This window comes from Pseudomonas sp. fls2-241-R2A-110 (assembly GCF_030209165.1).
In the GTDB taxonomy this organism is placed as follows: domain Bacteria; phylum Pseudomonadota; class Gammaproteobacteria; order Pseudomonadales; family Pseudomonadaceae; genus Aquipseudomonas.
Genome location: NZ_JARVSN010000036.1, coordinates 95,924 through 119,442 on the forward strand (window position 1 = coordinate 95,924; position 23,519 = coordinate 119,442).

The window sequence follows — 23,519 nt, forward strand, 5'->3', positions numbered from 1 at the left end:
TAGCTGTTTTCGACCACTCGTCATCCAGCCAACATCGATCGCCCTCCCCGGCACACCATCATCAGGTAACGATTCACCCTCGGAGGCGTGCCCCGATGAACATCAAAATCACCTCGCTGCTGTTGATCGGTTTGCTGTGCGCGCCAACCGGGGCTGCTTATGCTGTCTCCGGCAATGGCGCTGACGCGACGGGAACCCAGTCCGGCGCAACTCGCGGCTCGTCCGTGCCGCCCGATAACACCCCAGGCTCACCGGCATCCGGCAGCAGCGCAGGCAATGGCACTGGCACCTCTGGCGGAGCCAGCGGTTCAGGGTCCGGCGCGGGCGGCGGCACGGGTGCTGCCGGCGGCGGAACCGGAGGAGCCGGAGGTGGCACTGGCAGCTGGACGCATAAAAGCAGCCCATGATGAACATCGTGGGCTGCTTTTTTATGCGCGGTCTTTACAAGCGCTTGATGGGGGGCGGGTCCCATTTGCCGTTCAGCGCTTCAGGCTTTGGCCCATAGAGACGCATGGTCAGGTTGAACGGGCCTTTGGGCGCGGGAAGCCAATTGGCTTCAAGTTCCTTTCCGGGGTTTTCGTTCTGGAAGTAGATATCCAGCGATCCATCCGCGTTCGCCTTGAACGGCATCCAGCTACTGACCGCAAATCGGTTGAGCTCATTGCCGACCTGAAAACCTTCAGGATCGTACAAGGTGATTGACCAGAACGCATTGACCGGCGGCGCTTCACCTTTATCGAAATGCAGCACGTACCGGTTGGCCCCCTCGAGCGGCTTGCCGGTGTCGTCGCCCAAGTTCAACGGATAAATCGCATCCTCGGGCAAGTTCGCGCCCAGCCCCATTTGCGCAACGATTGCGCGCTTGAGGTAGTAGTTGCCATAAACCCCCATCGTGTCGGTGTTCATCGACCAACCGTTGACCACCCGTGCGAGGCTTGTGACCTTCCACTTCATCAACGCCTGGGCTTCCTCGGGCACCGTTTGAAGCGCTGCTTTAACGTCGGGATCGAGCGCATCGATATCGAACGGCTTGCCGGCTTCGATGCCGATGCGCTGCATTTGCGCCAGGATCGGCTGATCGGTGACGTGAGGCGGATGGACCTTGAGCAACGCGGCGGCGTAGGTGAAGTAATTGGCTGCCGACATCGTATCGACCTGAATCTTCGGCGGCGTTTTCATGTCCACCGTCGGGTCGATGACCACGTTGACCGGCTCGGCTTTTTTGCCCATTTTCGACAACGGGGTCACGGTGTAGCCCGCCTGGATTTTATGCACCGCGTCGTAGTCCGCCGCCCCGTCGGTCTTGGTGCGACCAATGACCCAGACGAAGGGCGTGGGCGCCGGCAACTGATTCAATCCGGGCGGCACCGTTCCGGTCCATCCCGGCGGTGTCACCAGAAACTGACTGGCCTCGGTGCCCGTCGTGCGCCAACCCGGCGAGGCGAACACATCGCTCCACATGTCGAGCATCGGCAACAGGTAAAAACGCCCGGCGGTGTCCGGTGCGCTGATCACCAGCGGCTCCTTGGTCAAGTCGAGCCACGCGATGGAATACAGCGTGTCGAAGTTCGACCGCACCACGCCCTTGAAATTGGCGGGTGGATACTGCGGCACACTCACAAACATGTTCATCGGGCCTTTACCGAACTCCTTGCCGGGTTCGATATTGGTGAACTGCTTGCGGGTGATGTCCATGGTCAACAGCGGGTAAAAATACAGATAGGCATCGACACCAATGGCGTGAGCTTCTGCAGGTGTGATTTTCGATTGAGCCTGGCTGGCCAATGGGAAGACGGCGCAGGCGGCAAGGCTTAGAGCAACAGCTGTCAATGCTTGAGTGATCAACATGTTGGCAATCGTCCGTGCTGTGGAAGCTCCGGCGGATTCGGCGGAGCTAACGCAACTCTAGACGATCAAAACAGACGGATATGACAGGGAGACAAACGGGCAAAATCTGTTGCAGAGCTGAAACAACCGCACGAATTTTATCAACGATCCGAGCGCATCAACGCCTCCACCCCGCCTTCCATCGACAACACGGCCGCACGGTTTCGCCCCGAATGCTTGGCCTGATACAACGCCGCATCGGCACGTTCGATGAACACTTCGATGGCGTCGAGCGCGGTCGGCACAAACGCGTAGCAGCCCAGACTGACCGTCAGGTAGCCCGTTGGTGAACCACTGTGGGTGATGTTCTTGCCCATGACGCTGTGGCGGATCTGTTCGGCAATGACCAGCGCGCCATGAATGTTGGTGTCGGGCAGCAATACAGCAAACTCCTCACCGCCATAACGCACCGCCAGATCGGCTTTTCGATGGCAGCAACTCTTGACCGCTCGCGCCACCTCAGCCAGGCAATGATCCCCCGCCACGTGACCGTAAGCATCGTTGTAACGCTTGAAATAATCGATATCGAGCATGATCAGGCTCAACGAGCTCGACTGCCGGGCACCCCGGCCGAACTCGATGTCCAATGCCTGCTCGAACAGCCGGCGATTGGCCAGCCCCGTCAGGCTATCGTGAGTAGCGATCAGCTTCAGCGCGTCCTTGGCCTTGCGCAAATCCGCCTCGACCCGTTCGCCGAGGCGCACCTGACGCACGAACACCCAACCGAACAGGCCGATGCCCATCACCACCAGGGCCACGATCACACTGGATTGAAACGCCGTGCCATACCAATCCTTGAGAATCGCATCCCTGGACGACGCCGCCGACACCACCAACGGATAAGCATCGAGTTGACGGTAGCCATACAAGCGCACGGTGCCATCCACGACCGAGTTGATCATCGCGTTGCCCGCGGGCGCGTTGGGCAAGTGTTTCTGGAAGATGTCCCCCTTGGCCAACGAAGTGCCGATCTGCGACTCCACAAACGGCCGGCGCGCCAGTAACGTGCCGTCGGTCAACGCCAAAAACATCGAGCCGTTGTCATCGATGCTGAAGCTTTTGAAGAACTGATCGAAGTAGGCCATTTTGATCCCGGCCAACAAAACGCCCTGGAAGTTGCCGTTCTTGTCGTTCACTCGTCTGGAGACCGGAATGATCCACTCGCCATTCTCCCGACTGCGAATCGCCGGCCCAATATGGGCGATCGTGGAGGCGTTCTGCTGGTGGAATTTGAAGTATTCCCGATCTGCGACGCCCGGGCCCCGGGGCATATCCTCGAACGAGGTGACAATCCACTGTCCCTGCTTGTCGAACAGGAAAATCCCGTGCAACTGCCCAAGCGCCTGCACCCGCCGGGCTAAGGTTTTCTGTAAGCGAGACCGTTGCGCGGTGCCGTAGCCATCGGTCTGGATCCAGTCCACCAGGCTGGTCAACACCAGATCGGCTTTCATGAAAGCGTCTTCGGCCTGCTGCGCCATTGCCCGGGTCAGGTTCGACGACGCCACTCGCGCCAGCTCCAGATCGTGGCGGCGCGATTGCTCCAGCTGCAAATACAGAAGCGCACAGAGACAGAGACACACCGTCACGATAAACAGCACCGCCGCCTTGAGCAGCGGCAACCGTTTCAACGCACCGCCCGGGGCTTGATCAGGGTCTTGAATGGGGATAGGCAAAAGCTCGTCCTGTAAGGGCAAGGCATGGGCAACGGCCCAAAGCCCTTATTTTTTGTGAGCTTAGTCTACGCAAGTTTTAGGGGCAATTGTCCTTTGGATAGCCGGCGCATCGCGCTGTGCAAATGCGCCCGCGCGCTCTGGTGGAGTTTTTGCGCAGAGAACTAGCGGTGTCGCGGAACTGAGCATTTGCCAAGACATGATTTGTCACGCATGTGTGGCTGACATGACGCAGGGCAAAACCAGAGTTACGTTGAAGCGGCTACGATTACTCATAGACCCCCACAAGGAATTGAAATGAGTAAGGCAGACGAACTCGCCGCGAGGTTGAAACAAACCCGGCAACCCAGCGCTGATCAGGTGATCGACTGTTGGCCAAGCCAGGTCTACGAGCTGTACCGTCAGATCGAGGTGTGGCTGGTGCCAGTAACCGAAATGGGCCTGGTCCTGCGGCGCAATCCCACTCACGTCTTCGAGTGCGATTCAGACGGTGAGACGTTCGACTACGCGATCGATCAATTGCAGATCGAGGGCAATAACCATCGCATCACTTTCGATCCCGTTGCACGCTTCACCGAAGATGGTGCGGGCCGCATCGAGATTCACGCTAAAAACAGAGAGCTTGCTTTACTGCGCACCGTAGGCGAACACGGCGAAACGCATTGGTGGTTGCAGGCGATCGAGCAATCCGGGCAACAACCGGATGCGGTGGCGTTGACCGAGCATAACCTGCTGGCGGTGGTGCAAGAGGGGCTGGAGCTCTGAGACCTGCGGGCGACCTCAAGGTCGCCCGCTACTACTGCCGCGCCGACGCCACCGAACCCACTGCCGAGTGCAAATCCAGCACCGGCAGCGGCGAAGGCCGGTTCAGTGCCCGCAATACCGGCTCATCGTACCCATACACATCAGGTTTGAATGCCACTCGCCCGTCACTTCCCAGATCAACGGTCCAGTAGGCCAGCAACACCGGCACTTTGACCGGAAGCCGGATGTTCTCGGTCTTGCCGTTGGCCAACTGTTTTTGAATGCCTTCGCGATTCCATTTAACCGGGTCGTTGAACAACAGCTCCACCAGTTGCAGCGGATTCTCTACCCGAATGCAGCCGGAACTGGTGGCGCGCACGGTTTTGGCAAAGAGCTCGCGGTGCGGTGTGTCGTGAAGGTAAATCGAATACTCGTTGGGAAAACGGATCACCACCTGACCCAGCGAGCTGTCCGGCCCTGCGTCCTGGCGCAGAGTCAGCCCGCGCGGGTTGCTCCAGTCGACGGTCGAGGGATCAAGCACATTGCCTTCCCGGTCCAGCACGCGAATACGGTTGGCGGCCAGGTAGCCGGGATTGCTCTGGATCTTGGGCAGCACGTCCTCCTTGAGGATCGTGGGCGGCACGGTCCAGGTCGGGTTGAACGTGATGTAGGTGATCTGCGCCTGGAAGATCGGCGTGTTGCGAGCCGTTTTACCGACCTGCACCCGGGACCGCCAGATCGGTTGACCATCGCGGTACATCGCCACTTTATAGCCGGCGATATCGACAATGACGAAGGTGCCCTGGAGCTTGTAGAGCAGCCAGCGCGCCCGCTCCATGTTCACCCGCACCTGATCGATTCGCGCCTGCACGGGTACGTTCAGGGCGGCCAGTGTTGTCCCCCCGGCCATGCCGTCCGCACCCAGGTATTGCTCGTTTTGATACTTTTTCACCGCTGCGGTGACGGCGCCGTCGTATTTCGTGCCATGGATCAATCGCGGGTCGAGAAAACCGGCTGCGACCATCCTCGCCCGCAACTGTGCGACAGCCGGTTCGTCCATGCCTGGCTTGAGTGAATGGTCCACCGCCACTTTCGGCCAACCGCCCCGGTCCCGAATACCACGCAATTGCGCCAGGGCCTGGCGCAAGCCGACGTACACCGCTTCTTGCGGCGGCGCTTGAGCAAACGCCTTCGCCACGTCGTGATGGTCGAGCGCGGCGAAGAAGGCGTTGACGTCGTCACGGGGGTCGACGCCGTTGGAATCAAAATTCCAGTGGATATCGAGCCGCGAAGGATCGACTTTGCCCCGGCGCAGCTGCAACAGTGCAGTGATAAACGTATGCGTGGTCGCCACATCGAACGCCGCGCGCTGCTCGGGCGTTGCCGGGGTCGTCTGCATCGTGGTGTGGGAGCGGATCAATTCATCGACATGAAAATCCGCCGGGATCAAGCCATCGGCCTCGGTCGCGTTCAGGCTGGCAATCAATTGCGCGACATCGCTGTCATTGGTCCACGCGGCGCGATAAGCGCGGTGCGTATAAAAATCCATGACCAGACGACTGACGTCCACCCGCCGATAGCGTGGCGCCGTGAGCAACGGTGGAAACGCGCTTTTCAAGGGCTCGAGCGAGGCCTGAATCGATTGAGCGACGTTATCGTCCGCTGCCGCCTCGATAATGGAGATAGGCGCATCTACAGGCTCAATCGGCGAAGTTTCCGCAACAGCCGTGCCGCTGATCAGAAAGCCCATAAAAAATATGCGGCTTATGAAGAATAACCTTGTTAAAAGCACCATGAATAATCCTTAATCTCCCGCATTCAACGTCCAGCCTTTAATGCCCCTGCTAGACTCGAACTTAACATGATGAGACATCTATATGGCGCCACTACGTTTTGGCTATCTACTTGCGGGCCTGCTATTGACTGCAATGTCCGTACCGTCAGCCTACGCCGATTCGCTCTCGGCCGCCCTCATCAAAGCGGCACCGAACGCTAACGCCAACGTCATCAACCTCGCCGTCCGCGCTTCACAATGCAGCATCGCTCAAGGCGCTGCCCCTGTGCAAAGACTGGCGATCATCGATTACTCGCTGCCTTCGACCGAACAACGCCTGTGGGTGTTCGATTTAAAGAAGCGCAAGTTACTGTTTCATGAACTGGTCGCCCATGGACGCAACAGCGGCGAAAACATGGCCGTCAACTTCTCCAATCAAAACGAGAGCTTTGCCACCAGTCTCGGCTTGTATCGTACGCAACAGAGCTATGTCGGACAGAACGGCTACTCGTTGCGCATGGAAGGCCTGGAGCCCGGTTTCAACGACAACGCGCTTGACCGCGCAATCGTCATTCATGGCGCACCTTACGTCAGTCCGGTACTTGCCCGCATCAACGGGCGGATCGGCAGGAGCCTCGGCTGCCCCGCGGTCCGACCGGCGGTAGCTCGTCGGCTGATCGATTCGATGAAAGATGGGCAGCTTCTGTTTTCCTATTATCCGGATCAGCGCTGGCTGAAGTCCTCTTCGTACATCAATTGTGGCAGCGGCACGATGGCATCAGCCGGCAAAAACACTGTACGCAAGTAAACCCAGCGTGAACCTGTCAAAACTGTAATCCCCGCCTCAGACTTCTGAAAGGCAGCGCTCGTTAGCCTCCCCGTCAACTTCCCACGTTGACGGACCGGGTAAACGGCATGCACTCCAGCACCACAAGACGCACTTTCGTTAAAGGCCTGGCCGCGAGCGGATTGCTCGCGGGCCTCGGTTTATGGCGCACGCCTGTCTGGGCGGTCACCAGCCCCGGCGAACCTCAAGTGCTGGCGGGCACCGAGTTCGATCTGTCGATCGGCGAAACCGCGGTCAACATTACCGGCAATCCACGCACCGCCATGACCATCAACGGCGGCCTTCCAGGTCCTCTGCTGCGCTGGCGTGAAGGCGACACCGTCACATTGCGCGTGAAAAACGCACTCAAGGTCGACACCTCCATTCACTGGCACGGCATCCTGCTGCCGGCCAACATGGACGGCGTGCCTGGCCTGAGCTTTCACGGCATCGAACCGGGCGGCGTGTACGTCTACCAATTCAAGGTCAGGCAGAACGGCACTTACTGGTATCACAGCCATTCGGGCTTTCAGGAACAGTCCGGCGTTTACGGCCCGCTGGTCATCGATGCCAAGGAACCAGAGCCGTTCCAGTACGACCGCGATTACGTGGTGATGCTGACCGACTGGACCGACGAAGACGCCGTCGGCCTGATGAAAACCCTGAAAAAGCAGTCCGATTACTACAACGAGCACAAACGCACCGTGGGCGACTTCATCCACGACGTCAGCGAGAAAGGTTGGGGGTCCACGGTCGCCGACCGAACGATGTGGGCCAACATGAAAATGAACCCCACCGACCTGGCAGACGTCAGCGGCGCAACTTACACCTACTTGATGAACGGTCAGGCGCCGGCCATGAACTGGACGGGGGTATTCCGGCCCGGCGAGAAACTGCGCCTGCGGTTTATCAACGGCTCCGCCATGACCTACTTCGACGTGCGCATTCCCGGCCTGAAAATGACCGTGGTTGCAGCGGATGGCTTGCACGTCAAACCGGTGAGCGTCGATGAATTTCGCATCGCGGTGGCCGAGACGTTTGATGTAATCGTCGAACCGACCGAAGCGGCTTACACGCTCTTCGCGCAATCAATGGATCGCAGCGGTTTTGCACGAGGCACCCTGGCGGTTAAAGCCGGTGCGAGCGCGCCGATTCCGGCACTCGACCCTCGACCGCTGGTGACCATGGAGGACATGGGCATGGGCGGCATGGACATGGCCGGCATGGACCACGCCAGCATGGGCGATATGGCGGGCATGGACCACAGCGCCATGGCCGGCATGCAGTCTCACCCGGACACCGAAAAAGACAACCCGCTGGTGGACATGCAAGCCATGAGCCCCACGCCAAAGCTCGACGACCCGGGCCTGGGCCTGGGCCTGCGCAACAATGGCCGCCGCGTCCTGACCTATTCAGACCTGCGCAGCACCTTCGAAGATCCGGATGGCCGCGAGCCCGGTCGCACAATCGAACTGCACCTCACCGGCCACATGGAGAAGTTCGCCTGGTCATTCAACGGCGTGAAGTTCTCCGACGCCGAGCCGCTGCGCCTCAAGTACGGCGAGCGGGTGCGGGTGGTGCTGGTCAACGACACGATGATGACTCACCCCATCCACCTGCACGGCATGTGGAGCGACCTCGAAGATGAGAATGGCCGGTTCATGGTGCGCAAACACACCATCGACATGCCGCCGGGCACCCGACGTAGCTACCGGGTCACCGCCGATGCGCTTGGCCGCTGGGCCTACCACTGCCACCTCCTGTACCACATGGAAATGGGCATGTTCCGTGAAGTTCGCGTGGAAGAATGAGGTGAACACCATGACCAGACTGACACTGATTTTTTGCGCACTCGCGACCGCGAGCCTGACGCTCTCGCCAGCGATGGCCGCCACCGATGACATGCAGGGCATGGACCATAGCCAGATGAGCGGCATGGACGACAGCCAGCTGCAAAGCATGGACGACGGTCAAATGCAGCCCGCCGCGCCGACTGAAAGCCGCACGCCAATTCCGGTGTTGACCGAGGCCGACCGCGCCGCCGTTTTCACTAGCCCGGCCGGCCACGGCGTGCATGACACCGCCCTCAACTATTACTTCCTCGCCGACAAACTCGAATGGCAGGACGCGGACAACGGCAGTGCCCTGGCCTGGGATTTCTCTGGCTGGGTCGGCGGCGACATCGATCGGCTATGGCTGCGCTCCGAAGGCGAACGCCTCAACGGCAAGACCGAGGACGCAGAAATACAAGCCCTTTGGGGTCATGCGATTTCCCCGTGGTGGGACGTGGTGAGTGGCGTGCGCCAGGACTTCAAACCCGGCGCCCCGCAAACCTGGGCCGCCCTCGGCGTACAAGGCATGGCGCTGTACAACCTTGAGACCAAGGCCACGGCGTTCATGGGTGAAGGTGGCCAAACCGCCGTGCGACTGGAAGGCGACTACGACATCCTGCTCACCAACCGGCTGATTCTGCAGCCGACAGCCGAGCTGAACGTCTATGGCCAAAACGACCCGCAACGGGGTATCGGTTCCGGGCTATCCAGCACCGAAGCCGGCCTGCGGCTGCGCTATGAAATCCGCCGGGAGTTCGCGCCCTATCTCGGCGTGACCTGGAATCGCACCTACGGCAAAACCGCCGACTACGCCAACGCCGAAGGTGAGGATCGCAGCGAAGCGCGCCTGGTCCTCGGCGTTCGGCTGTGGTTTTAAACGCATTAATCCAACTCCAAAAACACAACCGCTCCGAGCGGTAAGAGGCCTTGCATGCGCATGATCAAAACCACCGTTATTACCCTTGGGTTGCTGATGAGCGCATTCGCTCAAGCGCACCCCAAGCTGCTCTCCTCCAACCCGGCCGAAGCGGCAGAAGGTGCAGCGCCGAGCGCCATCGAACTGCACTTCTCCGAAAACCTGGTGACTCAATTCTCCGGGGCAAAACTGGTCATGACCGAAATGCCCGGCATGGCGCATTCCCCGATGCCGATGAAGGCCAAGGTCTCGGGTGGCAGCGACCCGAAAACCATGGTCATCACCCCGCTCGCGCCACTGCCTGCCGGGAGCTACAAAGTCGACTGGCGCGCGGTCTCTTCAGACACTCATCCGATCACCGGCAACGTCACGTTCAAAGTGAAGTGATTGATGAACGAAGCGCTCGGGATTGCACTGCGGTTTGGTCTGTATGTGGATTTGATGCTGTTGTTCGGATTGGCGCTGTTTGCGCTGTACAGCCTTAAAGGCCAGGAGCGGCGGTCGGAGACCGTGTTGCCGTTGCGCTCGATGTTGGCGGGCACGGCAGCGTTGGGCGCCCTGCTGTCGGTCGCCAGCCTGGTGGTGATGGCGAGCGCCATGAGCGGTGAATCGGACATTGCCGAGCTGCGTCCGCACATCGAGATGATGATTGTGGAAACGGACGTCGGATTCGCCTGGATCGTGCGTCTGGTTGCCTTGGTCGTGGTCGGCCTTGCGATGCTGTTCCACCCTCGTGCGCCAGGTGTCAGCGTGCTGGTTGCGTCGATGGCAGGCGCGATCGCCCTCGCCTCGCTGGCCTGGAGCGGTCATGGGGCGATGGATGAAGGTGACCGCCGTGTCTGGCATTTCACGATCGATATTCTGCACTTGCTGGCGGCAGGCGTGTGGCTGGGGGCTTTGGTGGCGTTTGCGTTGATGGCGAAAATCAATGCCCTGCAAAGCGAAGCACGCATTCGGTTACTGGCTCGAACGGTAACAAGATTTGAAACGGTCGGTGCATGGGTTGTGCTCTTCCTCACGGTAACAGGCGTCGTGAACTACCTGTTCATTGTGGGGCCGACGCTCGATGAGGTGTTTCTGAGCACTTACGGGGTGTTGCTGTTCATTAAAGTCGCCCTGTTCGCCGGGATGCTGGTGCTCGCCGCGTTGAACCGCTTCCACCTTGGGCCGCTTTTGCAGCAATCGTTGCGGGACGGCCAGTACCGGGTGGCGGCGAATGCATTACGGCGCAGCGTGATCGTGGAACTGGCGGCGGCGGTGTTGATTGTAGGGTTGGTCGCCTGGTTGGGGACGTTGAGCCCGGAAAGGGTCGACCCGTAGGGGCGCCTCTTTCCAAGGCAATGCGTGACCTGATGCCTGCGACTATCTAAACTCCCCCGGTGGCCAACAATACTTTTGGCCCGACCAGGGAAATTCACATGGACCTTCAACATCGCAACAACGTACGCGTGATGGGCGACGGTCCGGCGACGCTGGTCTTCTCCCATGGCTTTGGCTGCGATCAAACCATGTGGCGCTACCTCGTCGATCATTTCACGGGGCGTTGCAAAGTCGTGTTGTTTGACCTGGTCGGCGCGGGGCAGTCGGACCTCGGTGCTTACGACAAAGAAAAATACAATTCACTGGCCGGGTATGCCGAGGACTTGGGCGAACTCATCGATGAGTTCGCCACCGGCCCGGTGATTCTGGTGGGGCATTCCGTCAGCGCCATGATCGGCGCCCTGGTGGATCGTCAGCGCCCCGGCGCTATCGCCGCCCACGTCATGATTGGTCCTTCGCCTTGCTATATAGATGTCGACGACTACGTGGGCGGGTTCAAGCTCGAAGACATCCATTCACTGCTCGACACCCTCGACAGCAACTACCTCGGCTGGTCCAGCACGATGGCTCCGGTGATCATGGGCGCACCCGGGCAGCCGGCGCTGGGCGAAGAACTCACCAACAGTTTTTGCCGCACGGAACCCGAGATCGCCAAGCAATTTGCGCGCGTCACGTTCATGTCCGACAACCGTAAAGACATCGCGGGCCTGACCACGCCAACCCTGATCCTGCAATCCACCGACGACCTCATCGCCCCCGTTGCCGTTGGCGAATACCTGCATGGCGTGCTTCCCAACAGCACACTTTGCCTGGTCGCCAACGTCGGCCATTGCCCCCATATGAGCGCACCCTGCGCATGTTCCGAGGCCATGGACAGCTTCCTGTCGCCCTGGATAGACCCGCATGTCGACTGACGAACCGCCACTGCCCGACCCTCAGACGTTGTTCGAATATGCGCCCTGCGGCCTGGTGGTGACAAAAGAGGACGGCACGATCCTGCGCGCCAACCAGACCTTCTGCCACTGGATCGGCTTCGATTCCCAAGCATTGGTTGGCCGGCGTTTTCAGGACCTGCTGACCATGGGCGGACGCATTTTCCATCAGACGCACTGGGCGCCGCTGATGCAGATGCAAGGCTCCGTGGCCGAGGTCAAACTCGATCTGGTTCACCACGACAAACACACGGTCACCATGTTGCTCAACGGGGTGAGGCGCGAGCACGCCAACGGCGCGTTTAATGAACTGGCGCTGTTCGGCACCATTGACCGCGACAAGTACGAACGTGAACTGCTCAACGCCCGCAAACTCGCGGAAGGCCTGTTGTCCGAGAAGATGGCGGCCGATGCCGCCCTGCTCGACGCGCAGACCCTGCTGAACCGGTCCTACGAAAAAGCCAAGCGGCGCGCTTCGTTCGCCGAACAAATGGTCGCCATCGTCAGCCACGACCTGAAAAACCCGCTGACCGCCATCAAAATGGCCTCGGATATCCTCGCTCAAGGCGAGCGCACTGCCAGGGAAACCAAACTGCTCGGCCACATCAGCCAATCGGCAGAGCGCGCGCAGCGCATGATCGCCGACCTCCTGGACTTCGCACAGGCCCGAGTCGGGCGTGGAATCGGGGTTTCTCCGACTTCGCAGGACTTGCACACGCTCGTCAGACAGAGCATCGATGAGCTGCGCGTGACGTTTCCCGAGGCGGCGTTGCTGCACCAGTCCATTGGCTCCGGCAACGCAAACCTGGATGCCGATCGGGTGCAGCAGATCATTGGCAATCTGGTTGCCAACAGCGTGGCCTACGGCGATTTGGCGCAGCCGATTACCATTACCTCGCGACTGGAAGAGAATCAGGCCGTGGTGTCGGTGCAAAACCACGGGCCGGTCATTCCAGCGTCGTTGATTGCAGTTCTGTTTGAACCGATGACTCGCGGCACCGACACAGACAGTGATGTGCGCAGTGTCGGGCTCGGGTTGTTTATCGTCCGGGAAATCGCCATGGCGCATGGCGGTGATGTTTCGGTGAGTTCGACCCCGGAGGATGGGACAGTATTTAGCGTGTATTTTCCGTCAGGCGCTGCAGCGCAGTAAGCGCCACACCGAGAACCTGATCAAATCCATCATGGAAGCCGGATAACAATGAAAACCATAAAAAGCACAATCATCCTCGCCGGCCTGCTCGCGCTATCGCTTGCAGCTCAGGCAGAGCCATCGCATCTGGACAGCGTCATCCAGCAGGGCCAACTGCGGGTTTGCACCACGGGCGACTACAAACCCTATACCTACAAAGCCGAAGACGGCGAATATTCGGGGATCGACATCGCCATGGCTCGCTCACTGGCGGACAGCCTGGGCGTCAAGGTCGAGTGGGTACAGACCACCTGGAAAACCCTGATGCCTGACATGCTGGCGGGCAAGTGCGACATCGGTGTCGGCGGCATCTCGGTCACGCTGGAGCGTCAGAAAAAAGCCTTCTTCAGCACCACGCTGGACGTCGACGGCAAAATCCCGCTGGTGCGTTGCGAAGATCAGGCGCTGTACCAGACAGTCGAGCAAATCAACCAACCAGCGGTTCGCCTGGTTGAACCGGCCGGCGGCACCAACGAAGCGTTTGTCCACGCCTTTCTTCCCAAGGCACAGCTGAGCCTTCACGACAACGTGACGATCTTTCAGGAGCTGCTGGACAAGAAGGCTGACGTGATGATTACCGATGCGTCGGAAGCGCTCTACCAGCAAAAACTCAAACCCGGTTTGTGCGCGGTGAACCCGAGCCAATTCATGCAGTACGGCGAGAAAGCCTACTTGCTACCCCGAGATGACATGACCTGGAAGTTGTACGTCGATCAGTGGCTGCACCTGGCCAAGGTCACTGGCAACTACCAGAAAGTTCTCGGTCAATGGATAGCAACGCCCGCCTCGAAATAGCCGCAACACGCACGATCCCCGCAGCCTGCGTCCGGCTGCGCGGTGGTCGACGGGGCGTCAGGCATTGACGTGAGCCGGCACAGGTTTCCCCCCGCCGTCGCGTCACACCTCAGTCATCGTGCAACAAACCCGAACTGTACTCACTGAAACTGTTGCCGATCGCACTTCCGCCGAACTTCAACTGGTTGGCACCATGGCCGTCGAAAGATTGGCAACCTTGTGAAAAACACGTGCTGGTACTCACGCCCGAGCAAGCGCTCAACAGCAAAGCACCTGCGATCATCACGACTTTGACGAGGTTCGGGATCATTTTTCAGTTTCCTGTGGTTGGACGCGTGGCCATACGAATGTGCGCCCTTCATCCTAGGCCGCAAATACGTCAGACATAATGAAATCTGACGGGTCGACAGGATCTGTTCAGCTACTGCGGTATTGTCATCGCAATGAGGACAAATCCGATCGCGAGACAAACAGCGCGAGCACCGCAGCCAGTAAAAGAAATACTCCACTTGCGATAAACGTTGCCTGGTAGCCAACGCCGTCATAGAGCAACCCGCCCACGGTCGCACCGAGTGTGATCGCCAGCTGAATCACCGCCACCATCAGACCACCTCCGGTTTCGGCATCGTCTGGAAGTGTGCGCGATAACCATGTGAACCAACCGACAGGTGCGCACGTAGCGATCAGGCCCCACACGCCCAGCAGAACGGCTGTCGCCCACATTGAGCTGCCAAATACGAGCAGAGCCGCCGCAATCCCCGACATCAACAACGGGATGATCATCAGCACTCGATGAAGACCTCTGTGCAACACCGGGCCGATCACCATAGTGCCCACCAATCCGGCCATTCCTATGATCAACAACAGCAGGGAGAGTCCAGACACATCAACGCGGGTCACCAACTCCAGAAACGGACGCAGATAGGTGAACAACGCGAATTGCCCCATAAACAAAAATGCCACGGCTGCCATGCCCAGCGAGACTTTCGCGTTGGCTAATAGCCGAAACACATCCGTTACAGAGCCAGTCTCATTTTGGCCAGGCATTTTCGGCAACGTGAGTGCTTGCCAAAAGAGCGCCAACGCGGCGAGCGGAACCACGCAGAAAAATGCACCTCGCCAGCCGATCAGCCCACCCATGTAACTGCCAATGGGAGCTGCGACTGCAGTGGCGAGTGCCGTGCCGCCCTGGATCAAAGCGATTGCCTTGGGCACGAAATGCTCAGGTGCAATTCGCATCATGACGGCAGTCGACATCGACCAACTGCCACCAATAGCGATTCCCAAAATGGCGCGGCCCACCATCAGTGTCGAGTAGTTCGGGGCAAAGGCGACGAGCGTGCCCGAGGCAATCATCAAGCCGGTCAGGAAAAGCAAAACGGGCCTTCGGTCGAGTCGACGGATGACCGAAGAAATGAAGAGACTGGTGACGACCGCGAAGAGGCCTGAAATGGAAATCGCTTGTCCGGCCTGCCCCTCGGTCAGCGCGAGATCCGTCGCAATCGGCGTGAGCAAGCTCACCGGCAGAAACTCCGAAGTCACCAGGGCAAAGGCGCACAGTGACATCGCGAGGACAGCTCCCCATAACTGTCGATTCGCGGCCTGGATAGGAAAGGTGGTGCTGCTCATCTGATGCTCTCCAACACGAAAAGCTCCAACGCCAGCAAGAGCGCGTGGCGTCCGAATCGTTTTTTGGGTTCGTAGAGTGATGAAAGATCCGCGGCTCAGCGCGTCACTTAAGGTGTGTTTGGAAGAACGAGGTCAGCTTGGCAAACGGGATAAGATCGACCCGGTCATAGAGGTCCACGTGGCCCGCACCTGGAATGATGACAAGCTCTTTGGGTTGGCCGGCCAGTCGATAGGCCTCTTCACTGAACTCTCGCGAGTGAGCATTTTCACCGGCAATGAACAGCATTGGGCGCGGCGAGATCGTCTCGATATCGTTGAACGGATAGAAGTTCATGAACTTGGCGTTGCTGGTGAGCGTCGGGTGAGTGGTCAGTAACGGTGACTGACCTTTGGGCGTGAACTCTCCGCGTGGTGTGCGGTAGAAATCGTAGAACTCGCGCTCGATGGGGTTGGATGTGTCAGTCAGCTCATGGACGCTTCCGCTGGTGTACTGGGTTTCGCCACCGGTGAACTCAACGTATCGCTGCTCGGCAGCGGCGGCGATAGCTTGCTTCCTTTGCTCGACAGTGACGGAGTGCTTCAAGCCGTTTCGGTTGGCTGCGCCCATGTCATACATGCTGACCGTGGCAACGGCCTTCATCCGAGGGTCGATCTTGGCCGCGCTAATGACGAAGCTGCCGCTACCACAAATGCCCAGGACGCCTATCCGGTTCCGATCAACAAATGCTTGGGTGCCCAGGTAATCCACAGCGGCACTGAAGTCTTCGGCATAGATTTCTGGTGAAACCGCGTTGCGCGGTTGACCCTCACTTTCACCCCAGAACGACAGATCGATCGCAAGTGTCACGAAGCCCTGCTCCGCCAGTTTCTGGGCATACAGGTTCGAACTCTGCTCTTTGACCGCCCCCATGGGATGGCCCACGATGATTGCCGCGCTTTTGCTACCGGGCTTCAGATCTTTAGGGACAAACAGATTGCCCACCGTGCTCATCCGGTACTGATTTTTGAAGGTCACCTTTTGCATCGTGACCTTCTCGCTTTTGTAAAAATTATCGGCTCCGTTGGACATGTCTGCTCCCAGTGCGGAGAGCGACGCCATCAGAAGGCCGAGCAACAAAACGAGGTTTCTCATGAGGTGCTCCCATCAGTGAATAGGTGCTGACCGACCTGCTTTCCAGGGTCCGAATCAGCGAGTGGTATGAGCAATACCTGCAACGACAGGTGAGGCTTGCCCCCATTCTCTGGGAATACGTCATGCTTGATAATCTAATGAAAGCTTGTTGAAGTTATAAGTACAGCTAATCAATCTGGATAGGCGGGCTTCGATGTCACGGCATAACCTGAACGACCTTCTGGCCTTTGTGACGGTCGCCCGAGAAGGCAGCTTTACCCGAGCGGCCGCCCACCTGGGTGTCACACAGTCCGCCCTGAGCCAGACCATTTCCGGACTGGAAAAACGGCTGAAAATTCGCCTGCTTACGCGCACCACTCGCAGCGTTTCGCCGACCAGCGCCGGCGAACGCCTGATGCAAGCTATCGGTCATCGTTTCGACGAAATCGAGTCAGAGCTGGATGCTTTGACTGAGCTTCGCGACAAGCCTGCAGGTACGGTGCGCATCACCTGCGGTGATTTTGTCCTGAAGACCATCCTCCTTCCGCGACTCACTCCACTGCTCCTTGAATACCCTGACATCAAGGTTGAGTTCGATATCAACTATGGCTTCCGGGACATCGTCGCTGACCGCTTCGATGCGGGCATCCGATTTGGTGACACCGTCGATAAAGATATGATCGCCGCTCCCATCGGACCTCAGGTCCGGATGGCTGCCGTGGCATCGCCTGCGTATTTCGCACTCAATGGCGTGCCCAGGAAACCGCAGGATCTGGTGAATCACCACTGCATCGACATACGCTTTCCAACCCTTGGCGGAGTCGACGCCTGGGAATTCGAAAAGCGTGGTCGAAAGATCAACGTGCGTGTCACAGGCCAGGTCATTGTGAACACCAGCGCACATGTCCCGGCGGCGGCAATCAGCGGCTTGGGTATCGCCTATTTGCCGGAAGAAGAATTTGCACCGCATCTTGAAGATGGCCGCTTGGTACGCATCCTGGAGGACTGGTGCCCTTTGTTCTCGGGTTATCACTTGTACTACCCAAGCCGTCGCTTGCCAACACCCGCCTTTTCGCTGGTGCTGAACGCTCTACGCAGTGAGTCTTTGGAAGACATGCCAAGGCATGTCTCCTGATTTCAGTTGAGTCGACGTTGGGTGCCTGGAGCGATAGTTAACGGGCGCTGTCGATGATTTGGCCGCCGTCAGGCGTGAGGCTGTATCCGGTCAGGAACTGCCCATCCTTGCTGGCGAGGAACAGCACCACCGGCGCAATATCGTCTTCCGGTGATCCATAACGACCAAGGACGTTAGTGGGCGCAGGCACATCGACCGCTGTCCCCCAAGTATCAGCGACCGGCATGACATTGTTGACCGTGATCTTGTCAGCGCCCCACTCCCTGGCAGCCGAGCGAGTCAAGGCCCGTACCGCCTCCTTGGCCATGTTGTAAGGCGCGTAGCCCTGCATGCCGATAACACCGGCCAGGGAAGCGAAGTTGATCACCCTGCCCGCTCCGCTAGCTTTGAGATGGGGATAGCACGCCTGCATCGTTCGCAGATAAGCGATCGGGCCCATTTCAAAATTACGCTGCAACTGCTCGGCAGACAGCTCGAGCACCGATGAAAAAACCACCGAGGGATCGAACGCATTGTTTACCAGAATGTCGATCCGTCCATAAGCATCCATCACCTTGTCGACAGCGGCGTTAATCTGATCCGGATCAGCGATATCGCAAACGATTCCGAGCGCGACGCCGCCTGCGGACTGAATATCAGCAACGACCTGATCGACATTTTCAGCCGTACGCGAAACGACCACGACTTTCGCGCCCTGCACCGCGAAAAGCTTGGCCGTGGCTCGGCCGATACCACGACCGGCGCCGGTAACAATGGCAACTTTTCCACTGAGTCGAGTCATAGCATTCCCCATTATTCAAGAGTCGTTTGGATAATTGCCGCCGGTACGTTAGGCGACGGAAATTCGCGAACGGCGTTTTGTGTCATGAACGACGCAATCAGGAGAATGAGCCCCACGGCTGCCGGGATAGCACCTTTGGGCTTGTGAACACCCAGGTGTGCAGAAGCTGAAAGCAGCAGGTGATAAAACATGCCGGCATAAGCGAGATCACTGAGTGCAACATTGAAGCGCCACAAAATCGCGGCGGGCCCTAGTAACTTGACCACGATCATCAAAGGCACCAGATGGGAGGCTGAATAGCCCAACTCCGCCTGTGCGTTTCGAACATAGTCGCCTTTGGCAAGGTACATCGCGGCAGAGGCGAAATAGAGCAGCGAAAGCAGCACCGTGCTGACCCAGTAAATATTATTTTCGATCATGAGGTTTTCCCAAGCAGGTATTGTTACGTCGACTGGGCGCAACGATGTCGCCTAACATGAAAACCCACAAGTAGGATGAAAAACTGGCACTTAGTATGGAAAACCAGACCAATGATGATCAGATCAACATGCACGAGGAAATGCGGCGTGCGTTTTCGCTGCTTTCAGGCAAGTGGAAGCTGGAAATCATGTGGCTGCTGAATCAGCGCATCTATCGCTTTGGGGAACTGCGCAAGGCGATCACCGGCATCACGCAACACATGTTGACAGCGCAACTTCGGGAACTTGAAAGCGATGGTCTAATCTCGCGAACGGTCTTCGCCGAGGTGCCCCCGCGTGTTGAATATGAAATGACCGCAAAAGCACGCGCACTCGGACCGACAATGGAAGCGCTCTCGACATGGTGGAGCGAGTACGGGAAAAGCGTGCCGGTGAAGCCCGCCTCACGTGGCCGTAAAGCAAAGAGCACCTGAGCGACTGACGCACTTTCAGCTGTACGTTCCTGTACCGAGGCGGCCTGTTTCCGGGCGAATGTCCGGCACTCTTGGTAAACTGGTGACCCTTTGTTTTCAAGGCTGACTAAACACGCCTGAAAACGGCCCAGAATGCGCAGAGAAAAATGCTAGCTCAAACAGTGACAAACCCACAAAACACAAGCCCTGCGCTGTCTCGGCGGTTTAGTGTTGCGCCGATGATGGACTGGACCGACCGCCACTGCCGGTTCTTCCTGCGCCTGCTCTCAAAACACGCGCTCCTCTACACCGAAATGGTCACCACTGGCGCGTTGCTCAATGGCGATCACGAGCGTTTCCTGCGTCACAACGAAGCCGAGCACCCGCTGGCGCTGCAACTCGGCGGTAGCGTTCCGCTGGACTTGGCCGCGTGCGCGCGCATGGCCCAGGAACATGGTTACGACGAGGTCAATCTGAATGTCGGCTGCCCGAGTGATCGGGTGCAGAACAACATGATTGGTGCGTGCCTGATGGGGCATCCGCAGTTGGTGGCCGATTGTGTGAAGGCGATGCGCGATGCGGTGTCGATTCCGGTGACGGTGAAGCATCGGATCGGGATTAACGGACGGGACAGTTACGAGCAGTTGTGTGATTTCGTCGGCACGGTTCGGGATGCCGGGTGCACGAGTTTTACCGTGCATGCGCGGATTGCGATTCTGGAGGGGCTGTCACCGAAGGAGAACCGTGACATTCCGCCGTTGCGTTATGACGTGGCAGCGCGGCTGAAAGCGGACTTTCCGGAGTTGGAGATTATTCTCAACGGCGGCATCAAGACACTGGAGGCGTGTCACGCGCATTTGCAGACGTTTGACGGCGTGATGCTGGGTCGTGAGGCTTATCACAATCCTTATGTGATGGCTGAAGTGGACCAGCAATTGTTCGGCAGCACAGCCCCGGTGATCAGCCGGGCCGAAGCGCTGGCACAGTTGCGCCCTTACATAGCCGCGCATATTGATGCCGGTGGCTCGATGCACCACATCACCCGACATGTACTGGGATTGGGCACCGGGTTTCCTGGGGCGCGCAAGTTCCGGCAGTTGTTGTCGGTGGATATTCACAAGGCGAAAGAGCCTTTGGCGTTGCTGGATCAGGCAGCGGCGTTGCTTGAAGGGCGTTAATGACTATCCGCGTTGCCACCAGGCTGTCGATCGACAGCCTGGCGGTTAGTGTCAGAGCGCTGCAGCTTCAGTCCAGTTAATCCAACCGAACAGCCATGTCGCCAGGATCAACAACCCAAAGACGATCCGGTACCAGGCGAAGGCGGCGTAACTGTGGTTGGCGATGAACTTGAGCAAGCCGCGCACGGCGATCATGGCGAAAAAGAACGCGGTCACGAAACCCAAGGCAAAGACAGGCAAGTCGGCGGCCTGGAACAGATCCCGATACTTGTAGCCTGAGTAAACCGCCGCACCGACCATGGTTGGCATTGCCAGGAAGAATGAGAACTCGGTGGCGGCCTTGCGTGACAGGCCGAACAGCAGCCCGCCGATAATGGTCGAACCAGAACGCGAGGTGCCCGGTATCATCGCCAGGCATTGGGCGAAACCGACTTTAAGCGCGTCGGTCCAGCGCATATCGTCAACATGGTCGACATACACCACATGCTCCCGCCGTTCCGCCCACAACATGACGACACCGCCCAAAACCAAAGCCACGGCCACGGTAATTGGGTTAAACAAATATTCATGAATCTTGTCGGCGAACATTACGCCCAAGACAACAGCCGGCATAAAACCGATCAATACGTTCAAGGTAAAACGTTGCGCGTTACGCTGTGCTGGCAAGCCTTTAATAATCTCGAAAATCTTGCGCCGAAATTCCCAGACGACCGCCAGAATGGCGCCCAATTGAATAATGATATTGAACGCCATCGCACGTTCACCGCCGAAGTCGAGCAAGTCCGCGACTATAATCTGGTGCCCTGTGCTTGATATGGGCAAAAACTCCGTTAGCCCTTCTACCACGCCTAAAATCAATACCGTAACTGTCGTCCAAAAATCCATTAGTCTCTCTCACTGACAAAAGCACATCAACTGATCTGCTTTAGATGTATCGCCAACGAGAAATTAAAACGCATCCAGCCGAGTATTAAAACTTAATGTTATTAAATGTCCAGCGTCACCCTATTAACAGCGATGTTATATAACAACAAATATTAATTATAGACAGACCGAAGACCCACCAAAACGTCTCTACCAACTAGACCTGCCGTGGGCATTAACAACGTCCTCAGAAATCGGTATGTAACAGAATGTGTGAGTCGCGTGTAACGTTCATTGATCTGGAAAAGCGAGCGATCACAAAAAAAGATGGCACAATGACACTCTTTTGCCAGCCACGTGCTACATGCTGGAACTGCAAAGAATCACGTCGTAAGCCCCTGCAATGTTAAAAATTTTGTGACGGCCGCTGGAAAATCCCGTGAAATGTTACCAATTGTCAGTCACAAATGAGAATTGGTGCTTTAACATCCAAATGTCAGCACCCAGCCGAGTCAAAGCATGATGCTTACAAGGAAAACAACGACGACCCGCCACTACCACGCGAAGGAGGTGCCAGGCATTCTCACCATGGGGCGGACCCATTCAATAGCGGAGGATTTCAGAACATTAGTTACCAGCCACGTGGCGCATGATATACCCGTTGATACAATGTGCTACAACAATTCATTTAGAAGAAACAGGGACACTCATTCGTACCGCGCAATCTTCATTGTGATTGACAGCCCTCAGGTTTTTATTGAAAGCCTTGCGCTGGTAGATAGTATTCGCGCCCAGAATCAGGCAAGCATTATATTTGTCGCGATTACGGGAAAAGGCACTTACAACAAGATGAAATATTATCTTGCTGGCGCCGATCACTGCATTAAATTCGCGACATTACCGAATGAACACTGCGACGTACTTACTGATTTCTTTGACAGTGCAGAGTGGCAGAAGAAGCACAGCTTGCTCCTCGATCCGACGCGTATGTGCCTGATTGGAGATTATAAAAAGCTGGACGTTTCGTTTCCAGAAATGAAAATTCTTGAAGCATTTTCTGAAACCAGAAACCAAATATTGAGCCACGACGAAATCGCCAGAATCATGGGGCTAAATATAAATTATTACGACCCACGGGCTTTGGAAAAATCGATAAGCCGTCTTCGCGGCAAAATAAAAGGCATGTATGGCACCAACGCCATACAAAGTATTCGTGGCCATGGATATCGTTTAATCAGGGGTCTGATCGCGACCGCTTGATGAGTTAACAGGCAAGGGAGTTATTGCATTATGAACGCAACGGGGAGCGCGTCTTACGTCTATCCTGCGAGTCATTATTTGTCTCGACAATTGATCCTCACTCGCGACGACTGCCCTTTTGGCAGCGAGATCAGAATACAGTTTGACGAGCATCAGGCTCAGCCCGCGCCTGCATTGGCGAACCCGATGAGTAGCCTTTACAGTGAAGTACTCACGCAAACACGGCTGATTGCCTTCTCACTCAAAGACCGCAATACCTCAAGCGAAAGCAAGTACCTGAGCCGTCGATTCGTATGCGTCAGGCAGTCGGATCTCGCCAGTTCCGCCCTCGCTGAAGAGTTGATCCAGTGCGGCGATGCGCTGGGAAATCTTGGCCAGACGCTGGTGATCGCACTCAATGAGCTACCCCTCTCGGCGGTCAGCTTCGTCGAAAAAAAGAAAATCCTCAACAACCTGTACCTGTTGAAAGATCACGGCATTGAAATCGCCTTCGATGATTACAACATCGACGATGAAAGTATCGAGATGTTTACAACCCTGAATTTATTCGACTATATAAAGATCTCGCTTTCAACCCTAGACTTGAGCCTTAAACTCACTGGCAACCCAGACCTTTTCAATCGACTCCACGAACGCATGACGATGCTGACGCACACCACCAAAGTTGCATTTATAGCGGACAGAGTGGAGCAAGCTGCTAGCCATATACTGGCTCGCGCATTGCCTTTTGAATACTTTCAAGGGAGCCACTACTCCCCTGCCGACACCCTATTAAATTAAAACTGAGCGTACCCTTCAGGAG

General features: G+C 57.4%; 24 protein-coding genes. 15 read left to right on the forward strand and 9 right to left on the reverse strand.

The features are described 5' to 3' along the window. Positions 1 to 95 precede the first annotated feature (95 nt). Entirely contained in the window at positions 96 to 407 is a 312-nt protein-coding gene (locus tag QRN31_RS26975; protein WP_285435670.1) for a hypothetical protein, read from the forward strand. 34 nt (positions 408 to 441) lie between these two features. Here the strand turns inward: QRN31_RS26975 and QRN31_RS26980 are convergent, their stop codons facing one another. Together QRN31_RS26980 and QRN31_RS26985 are read right to left on the reverse strand one after the other, a co-directional pair. Further along, the gene (locus QRN31_RS26980) at positions 442 to 1,848 is read right to left on the reverse strand and encodes a DUF1254 domain-containing protein (protein WP_285435671.1); all 1,407 of its coding nucleotides are present in this window, start codon (positions 1,846 to 1,848) and stop codon (positions 442 to 444) included. A 140-nt stretch (positions 1,849 to 1,988) separates the two neighbouring features. Beyond that, positions 1,989 to 3,560: a GGDEF domain-containing protein gene (locus QRN31_RS26985; protein ID WP_285435673.1), complete on the reverse strand. Its 1,572-nt coding sequence runs from the start codon at positions 3,558 to 3,560 to the stop codon at positions 1,989 to 1,991. 294 nt (positions 3,561 to 3,854) lie between these two features. Between QRN31_RS26985 and QRN31_RS26990 the strand changes: the two genes are divergently transcribed. After that, positions 3,855 to 4,322 (forward strand): hypothetical protein, encoded by a 468-nt coding sequence (locus QRN31_RS26990; protein ID WP_285435675.1) that lies wholly within the window; start codon positions 3,855 to 3,857, stop codon positions 4,320 to 4,322. A 31-nt stretch (positions 4,323 to 4,353) separates the two neighbouring features. On the opposite strand, the gene QRN31_RS26995 is transcribed toward QRN31_RS26990, so the two are convergent. Continuing rightward, on the reverse strand, positions 4,354 to 6,096 hold the full coding sequence (locus QRN31_RS26995) for a L,D-transpeptidase family protein (protein WP_285435676.1): 1,743 nt from the start codon (positions 6,094 to 6,096) through the stop codon (positions 4,354 to 4,356). An 82-nt stretch (positions 6,097 to 6,178) separates the two neighbouring features. On the opposite strand from QRN31_RS26995, the gene QRN31_RS27000 reads away from it, so the two are divergent. From QRN31_RS27000 to QRN31_RS27035, 8 genes are all read left to right on the forward strand, one after another. Next, on the forward strand, positions 6,179 to 6,883 hold the full coding sequence (locus QRN31_RS27000) for a murein L,D-transpeptidase catalytic domain family protein (protein ID WP_285435677.1): 705 nt from the start codon (positions 6,179 to 6,181) through the stop codon (positions 6,881 to 6,883). A gap of 107 nt (positions 6,884 to 6,990) precedes the next feature. After that, positions 6,991 to 8,712, forward strand: a complete 1,722-nt coding sequence (locus QRN31_RS27005) for a copper resistance system multicopper oxidase (RefSeq protein WP_285435678.1) — start codon at positions 6,991 to 6,993, stop codon at positions 8,710 to 8,712. 10 nt (positions 8,713 to 8,722) lie between these two features. Further along, the gene (locus tag QRN31_RS27010) at positions 8,723 to 9,610 is read left to right on the forward strand and encodes a copper resistance protein B (protein ID WP_285435679.1); all 888 of its coding nucleotides are present in this window, start codon (positions 8,723 to 8,725) and stop codon (positions 9,608 to 9,610) included. Between the two features lie 54 nt (positions 9,611 to 9,664). Further along, the gene (gene copC / locus QRN31_RS27015; RefSeq protein WP_285435681.1) at positions 9,665 to 10,036 is read left to right on the forward strand and encodes a copper homeostasis periplasmic binding protein CopC; all 372 of its coding nucleotides are present in this window, start codon (positions 9,665 to 9,667) and stop codon (positions 10,034 to 10,036) included. Positions 10,037 to 10,039: 3 nt separating this feature from the next. Then, positions 10,040 to 10,969 (forward strand): copper homeostasis membrane protein CopD, encoded by a 930-nt coding sequence (copD, locus tag QRN31_RS27020; RefSeq protein WP_285435682.1) that lies wholly within the window; start codon positions 10,040 to 10,042, stop codon positions 10,967 to 10,969. 98 nt (positions 10,970 to 11,067) lie between these two features. Next, positions 11,068 to 11,883 carry an alpha/beta fold hydrolase gene (locus QRN31_RS27025; protein ID WP_285435684.1) on the forward strand — a complete coding sequence of 272 codons (816 nt, stop codon included), beginning with the start codon at positions 11,068 to 11,070 and terminating at the stop codon, positions 11,881 to 11,883. Next, positions 11,873 to 13,054 (forward strand): PAS domain-containing sensor histidine kinase, encoded by a 1,182-nt coding sequence (locus tag QRN31_RS27030; protein ID WP_285435686.1) that lies wholly within the window; start codon positions 11,873 to 11,875, stop codon positions 13,052 to 13,054. The genes QRN31_RS27025 and QRN31_RS27030 overlap by 11 nt, the downstream gene beginning before the upstream one ends. A gap of 48 nt (positions 13,055 to 13,102) precedes the next feature. Continuing rightward, positions 13,103 to 13,888 carry a transporter substrate-binding domain-containing protein gene (locus QRN31_RS27035; protein ID WP_285435687.1) on the forward strand — a complete coding sequence of 262 codons (786 nt, stop codon included), beginning with the start codon at positions 13,103 to 13,105 and terminating at the stop codon, positions 13,886 to 13,888. A 109-nt stretch (positions 13,889 to 13,997) separates the two neighbouring features. On the opposite strand, the gene QRN31_RS27040 is transcribed toward QRN31_RS27035, so the two are convergent. The 3 genes from QRN31_RS27040 to QRN31_RS27050 all read right to left on the reverse strand — a co-directional run bounded on the left by QRN31_RS27040 (position 13,998) and on the right by QRN31_RS27050 (position 16,649). After that, entirely contained in the window at positions 13,998 to 14,198 is a 201-nt protein-coding gene (locus QRN31_RS27040) for a hypothetical protein (RefSeq protein WP_285435688.1), read from the reverse strand. A gap of 125 nt (positions 14,199 to 14,323) precedes the next feature. Then, complete coding sequence (locus tag QRN31_RS27045) at positions 14,324 to 15,517, reverse strand: MFS transporter (RefSeq protein WP_285435690.1); 1,194 nt, start codon at positions 15,515 to 15,517, stop codon at positions 14,324 to 14,326. A gap of 103 nt (positions 15,518 to 15,620) precedes the next feature. Continuing rightward, positions 15,621 to 16,649 (reverse strand): alpha/beta hydrolase, encoded by a 1,029-nt coding sequence (locus QRN31_RS27050; RefSeq protein WP_285435691.1) that lies wholly within the window; start codon positions 16,647 to 16,649, stop codon positions 15,621 to 15,623. 193 nt (positions 16,650 to 16,842) lie between these two features. Here QRN31_RS27050 and QRN31_RS27055 point away from each other — a divergent pair, with 193 nt between their 5' ends. After that, the gene (locus tag QRN31_RS27055; protein ID WP_285435692.1) at positions 16,843 to 17,763 is read left to right on the forward strand and encodes a LysR family transcriptional regulator; all 921 of its coding nucleotides are present in this window, start codon (positions 16,843 to 16,845) and stop codon (positions 17,761 to 17,763) included. 37 nt (positions 17,764 to 17,800) lie between these two features. Here QRN31_RS27055 and QRN31_RS27060 read toward each other — a convergent pair whose 3' ends face one another. Continuing rightward, positions 17,801 to 18,544 (reverse strand): SDR family NAD(P)-dependent oxidoreductase, encoded by a 744-nt coding sequence (locus QRN31_RS27060; protein WP_285435694.1) that lies wholly within the window; start codon positions 18,542 to 18,544, stop codon positions 17,801 to 17,803. Between the two features lie 11 nt (positions 18,545 to 18,555). Continuing rightward, positions 18,556 to 18,963, reverse strand: a complete 408-nt coding sequence (locus QRN31_RS27065; RefSeq protein ID WP_285435696.1) for a DoxX family protein — start codon at positions 18,961 to 18,963, stop codon at positions 18,556 to 18,558. 95 nt (positions 18,964 to 19,058) lie between these two features. On the opposite strand from QRN31_RS27065, the gene QRN31_RS27070 reads away from it, so the two are divergent. Next, complete coding sequence (locus QRN31_RS27070; RefSeq protein ID WP_285435698.1) at positions 19,059 to 19,436, forward strand: winged helix-turn-helix transcriptional regulator; 378 nt, start codon at positions 19,059 to 19,061, stop codon at positions 19,434 to 19,436. Positions 19,437 to 19,582: 146 nt separating this feature from the next. Continuing rightward, entirely contained in the window at positions 19,583 to 20,593 is a 1,011-nt protein-coding gene (gene dusA, locus QRN31_RS27075) for a tRNA dihydrouridine(20/20a) synthase DusA (RefSeq protein WP_222585501.1), read from the forward strand. Positions 20,594 to 20,644: 51 nt separating this feature from the next. Here dusA and QRN31_RS27080 read toward each other — a convergent pair whose 3' ends face one another. Further along, the gene (locus QRN31_RS27080) at positions 20,645 to 21,478 is read right to left on the reverse strand and encodes an undecaprenyl-diphosphate phosphatase (RefSeq protein ID WP_285435699.1); all 834 of its coding nucleotides are present in this window, start codon (positions 21,476 to 21,478) and stop codon (positions 20,645 to 20,647) included. A gap of 498 nt (positions 21,479 to 21,976) precedes the next feature. Between QRN31_RS27080 and QRN31_RS27085 the strand changes: the two genes are divergently transcribed. Both QRN31_RS27085 and QRN31_RS27090 read left to right on the forward strand, forming a co-directional pair. Next, on the forward strand, positions 21,977 to 22,717 hold the full coding sequence (locus tag QRN31_RS27085) for a winged helix-turn-helix domain-containing protein (RefSeq protein ID WP_285435701.1): 741 nt from the start codon (positions 21,977 to 21,979) through the stop codon (positions 22,715 to 22,717). 30 nt (positions 22,718 to 22,747) lie between these two features. After that, the gene (locus tag QRN31_RS27090; protein WP_285435702.1) at positions 22,748 to 23,497 is read left to right on the forward strand and encodes an EAL domain-containing protein; all 750 of its coding nucleotides are present in this window, start codon (positions 22,748 to 22,750) and stop codon (positions 23,495 to 23,497) included. Positions 23,498 to 23,519: the final 22 nt, after the last annotated feature.

What these genes read in the sequence shown, in the direction of transcription:
- QRN31_RS26975 (WP_285435670.1), top strand. Translation starts at nt 96, where the DNA reads ATGAACATCAAAATCACCTCGCTGCTGTTGATCGGTTTGCTGTGCGCG.
- QRN31_RS26980 (WP_285435671.1), bottom strand. Translation starts at nt 1,848, where the DNA reads ATGTTGATCACTCAAGCATTGACAGCTGTTGCTCTAAGCCTTGCCGCC.
- QRN31_RS26990 (WP_285435675.1), top strand. Translation starts at nt 3,855, where the DNA reads ATGAGTAAGGCAGACGAACTCGCCGCGAGGTTGAAACAAACCCGGCAA.
- QRN31_RS26995 (WP_285435676.1), bottom strand. Translation starts at nt 6,096, where the DNA reads ATGGTGCTTTTAACAAGGTTATTCTTCATAAGCCGCATATTTTTTATG.
- QRN31_RS27000 (WP_285435677.1), top strand. Translation starts at nt 6,179, where the DNA reads ATGGCGCCACTACGTTTTGGCTATCTACTTGCGGGCCTGCTATTGACT.
- QRN31_RS27005 (WP_285435678.1), top strand. Translation starts at nt 6,991, where the DNA reads ATGCACTCCAGCACCACAAGACGCACTTTCGTTAAAGGCCTGGCCGCG.
- QRN31_RS27010 (WP_285435679.1), top strand. Translation starts at nt 8,723, where the DNA reads ATGACCAGACTGACACTGATTTTTTGCGCACTCGCGACCGCGAGCCTG.
- copC (WP_285435681.1), top strand. Translation starts at nt 9,665, where the DNA reads ATGCGCATGATCAAAACCACCGTTATTACCCTTGGGTTGCTGATGAGC.
- copD (WP_285435682.1), top strand. Translation starts at nt 10,040, where the DNA reads ATGAACGAAGCGCTCGGGATTGCACTGCGGTTTGGTCTGTATGTGGAT.
- QRN31_RS27025 (WP_285435684.1), top strand. Translation starts at nt 11,068, where the DNA reads ATGGACCTTCAACATCGCAACAACGTACGCGTGATGGGCGACGGTCCG.
- QRN31_RS27030 (WP_285435686.1), top strand. Translation starts at nt 11,873, where the DNA reads ATGTCGACTGACGAACCGCCACTGCCCGACCCTCAGACGTTGTTCGAA.
- QRN31_RS27035 (WP_285435687.1), top strand. Translation starts at nt 13,103, where the DNA reads ATGAAAACCATAAAAAGCACAATCATCCTCGCCGGCCTGCTCGCGCTA.
- QRN31_RS27040 (WP_285435688.1), bottom strand. Translation starts at nt 14,198, where the DNA reads ATGATCCCGAACCTCGTCAAAGTCGTGATGATCGCAGGTGCTTTGCTG.
- QRN31_RS27045 (WP_285435690.1), bottom strand. Translation starts at nt 15,517, where the DNA reads ATGAGCAGCACCACCTTTCCTATCCAGGCCGCGAATCGACAGTTATGG.
- QRN31_RS27050 (WP_285435691.1), bottom strand. Translation starts at nt 16,649, where the DNA reads ATGAGAAACCTCGTTTTGTTGCTCGGCCTTCTGATGGCGTCGCTCTCC.
- QRN31_RS27055 (WP_285435692.1), top strand. Translation starts at nt 16,843, where the DNA reads ATGTCACGGCATAACCTGAACGACCTTCTGGCCTTTGTGACGGTCGCC.
- QRN31_RS27060 (WP_285435694.1), bottom strand. Translation starts at nt 18,544, where the DNA reads ATGACTCGACTCAGTGGAAAAGTTGCCATTGTTACCGGCGCCGGTCGT.
- QRN31_RS27065 (WP_285435696.1), bottom strand. Translation starts at nt 18,963, where the DNA reads ATGATCGAAAATAATATTTACTGGGTCAGCACGGTGCTGCTTTCGCTG.
- QRN31_RS27070 (WP_285435698.1), top strand. Translation starts at nt 19,059, where the DNA reads ATGGAAAACCAGACCAATGATGATCAGATCAACATGCACGAGGAAATG.
- dusA (WP_222585501.1), top strand. Translation starts at nt 19,583, where the DNA reads ATGCTAGCTCAAACAGTGACAAACCCACAAAACACAAGCCCTGCGCTG.
- QRN31_RS27080 (WP_285435699.1), bottom strand. Translation starts at nt 21,478, where the DNA reads ATGGATTTTTGGACGACAGTTACGGTATTGATTTTAGGCGTGGTAGAA.
- QRN31_RS27085 (WP_285435701.1), top strand. Translation starts at nt 21,977, where the DNA reads ATGATGCTTACAAGGAAAACAACGACGACCCGCCACTACCACGCGAAG.
- QRN31_RS27090 (WP_285435702.1), top strand. Translation starts at nt 22,748, where the DNA reads ATGAACGCAACGGGGAGCGCGTCTTACGTCTATCCTGCGAGTCATTAT.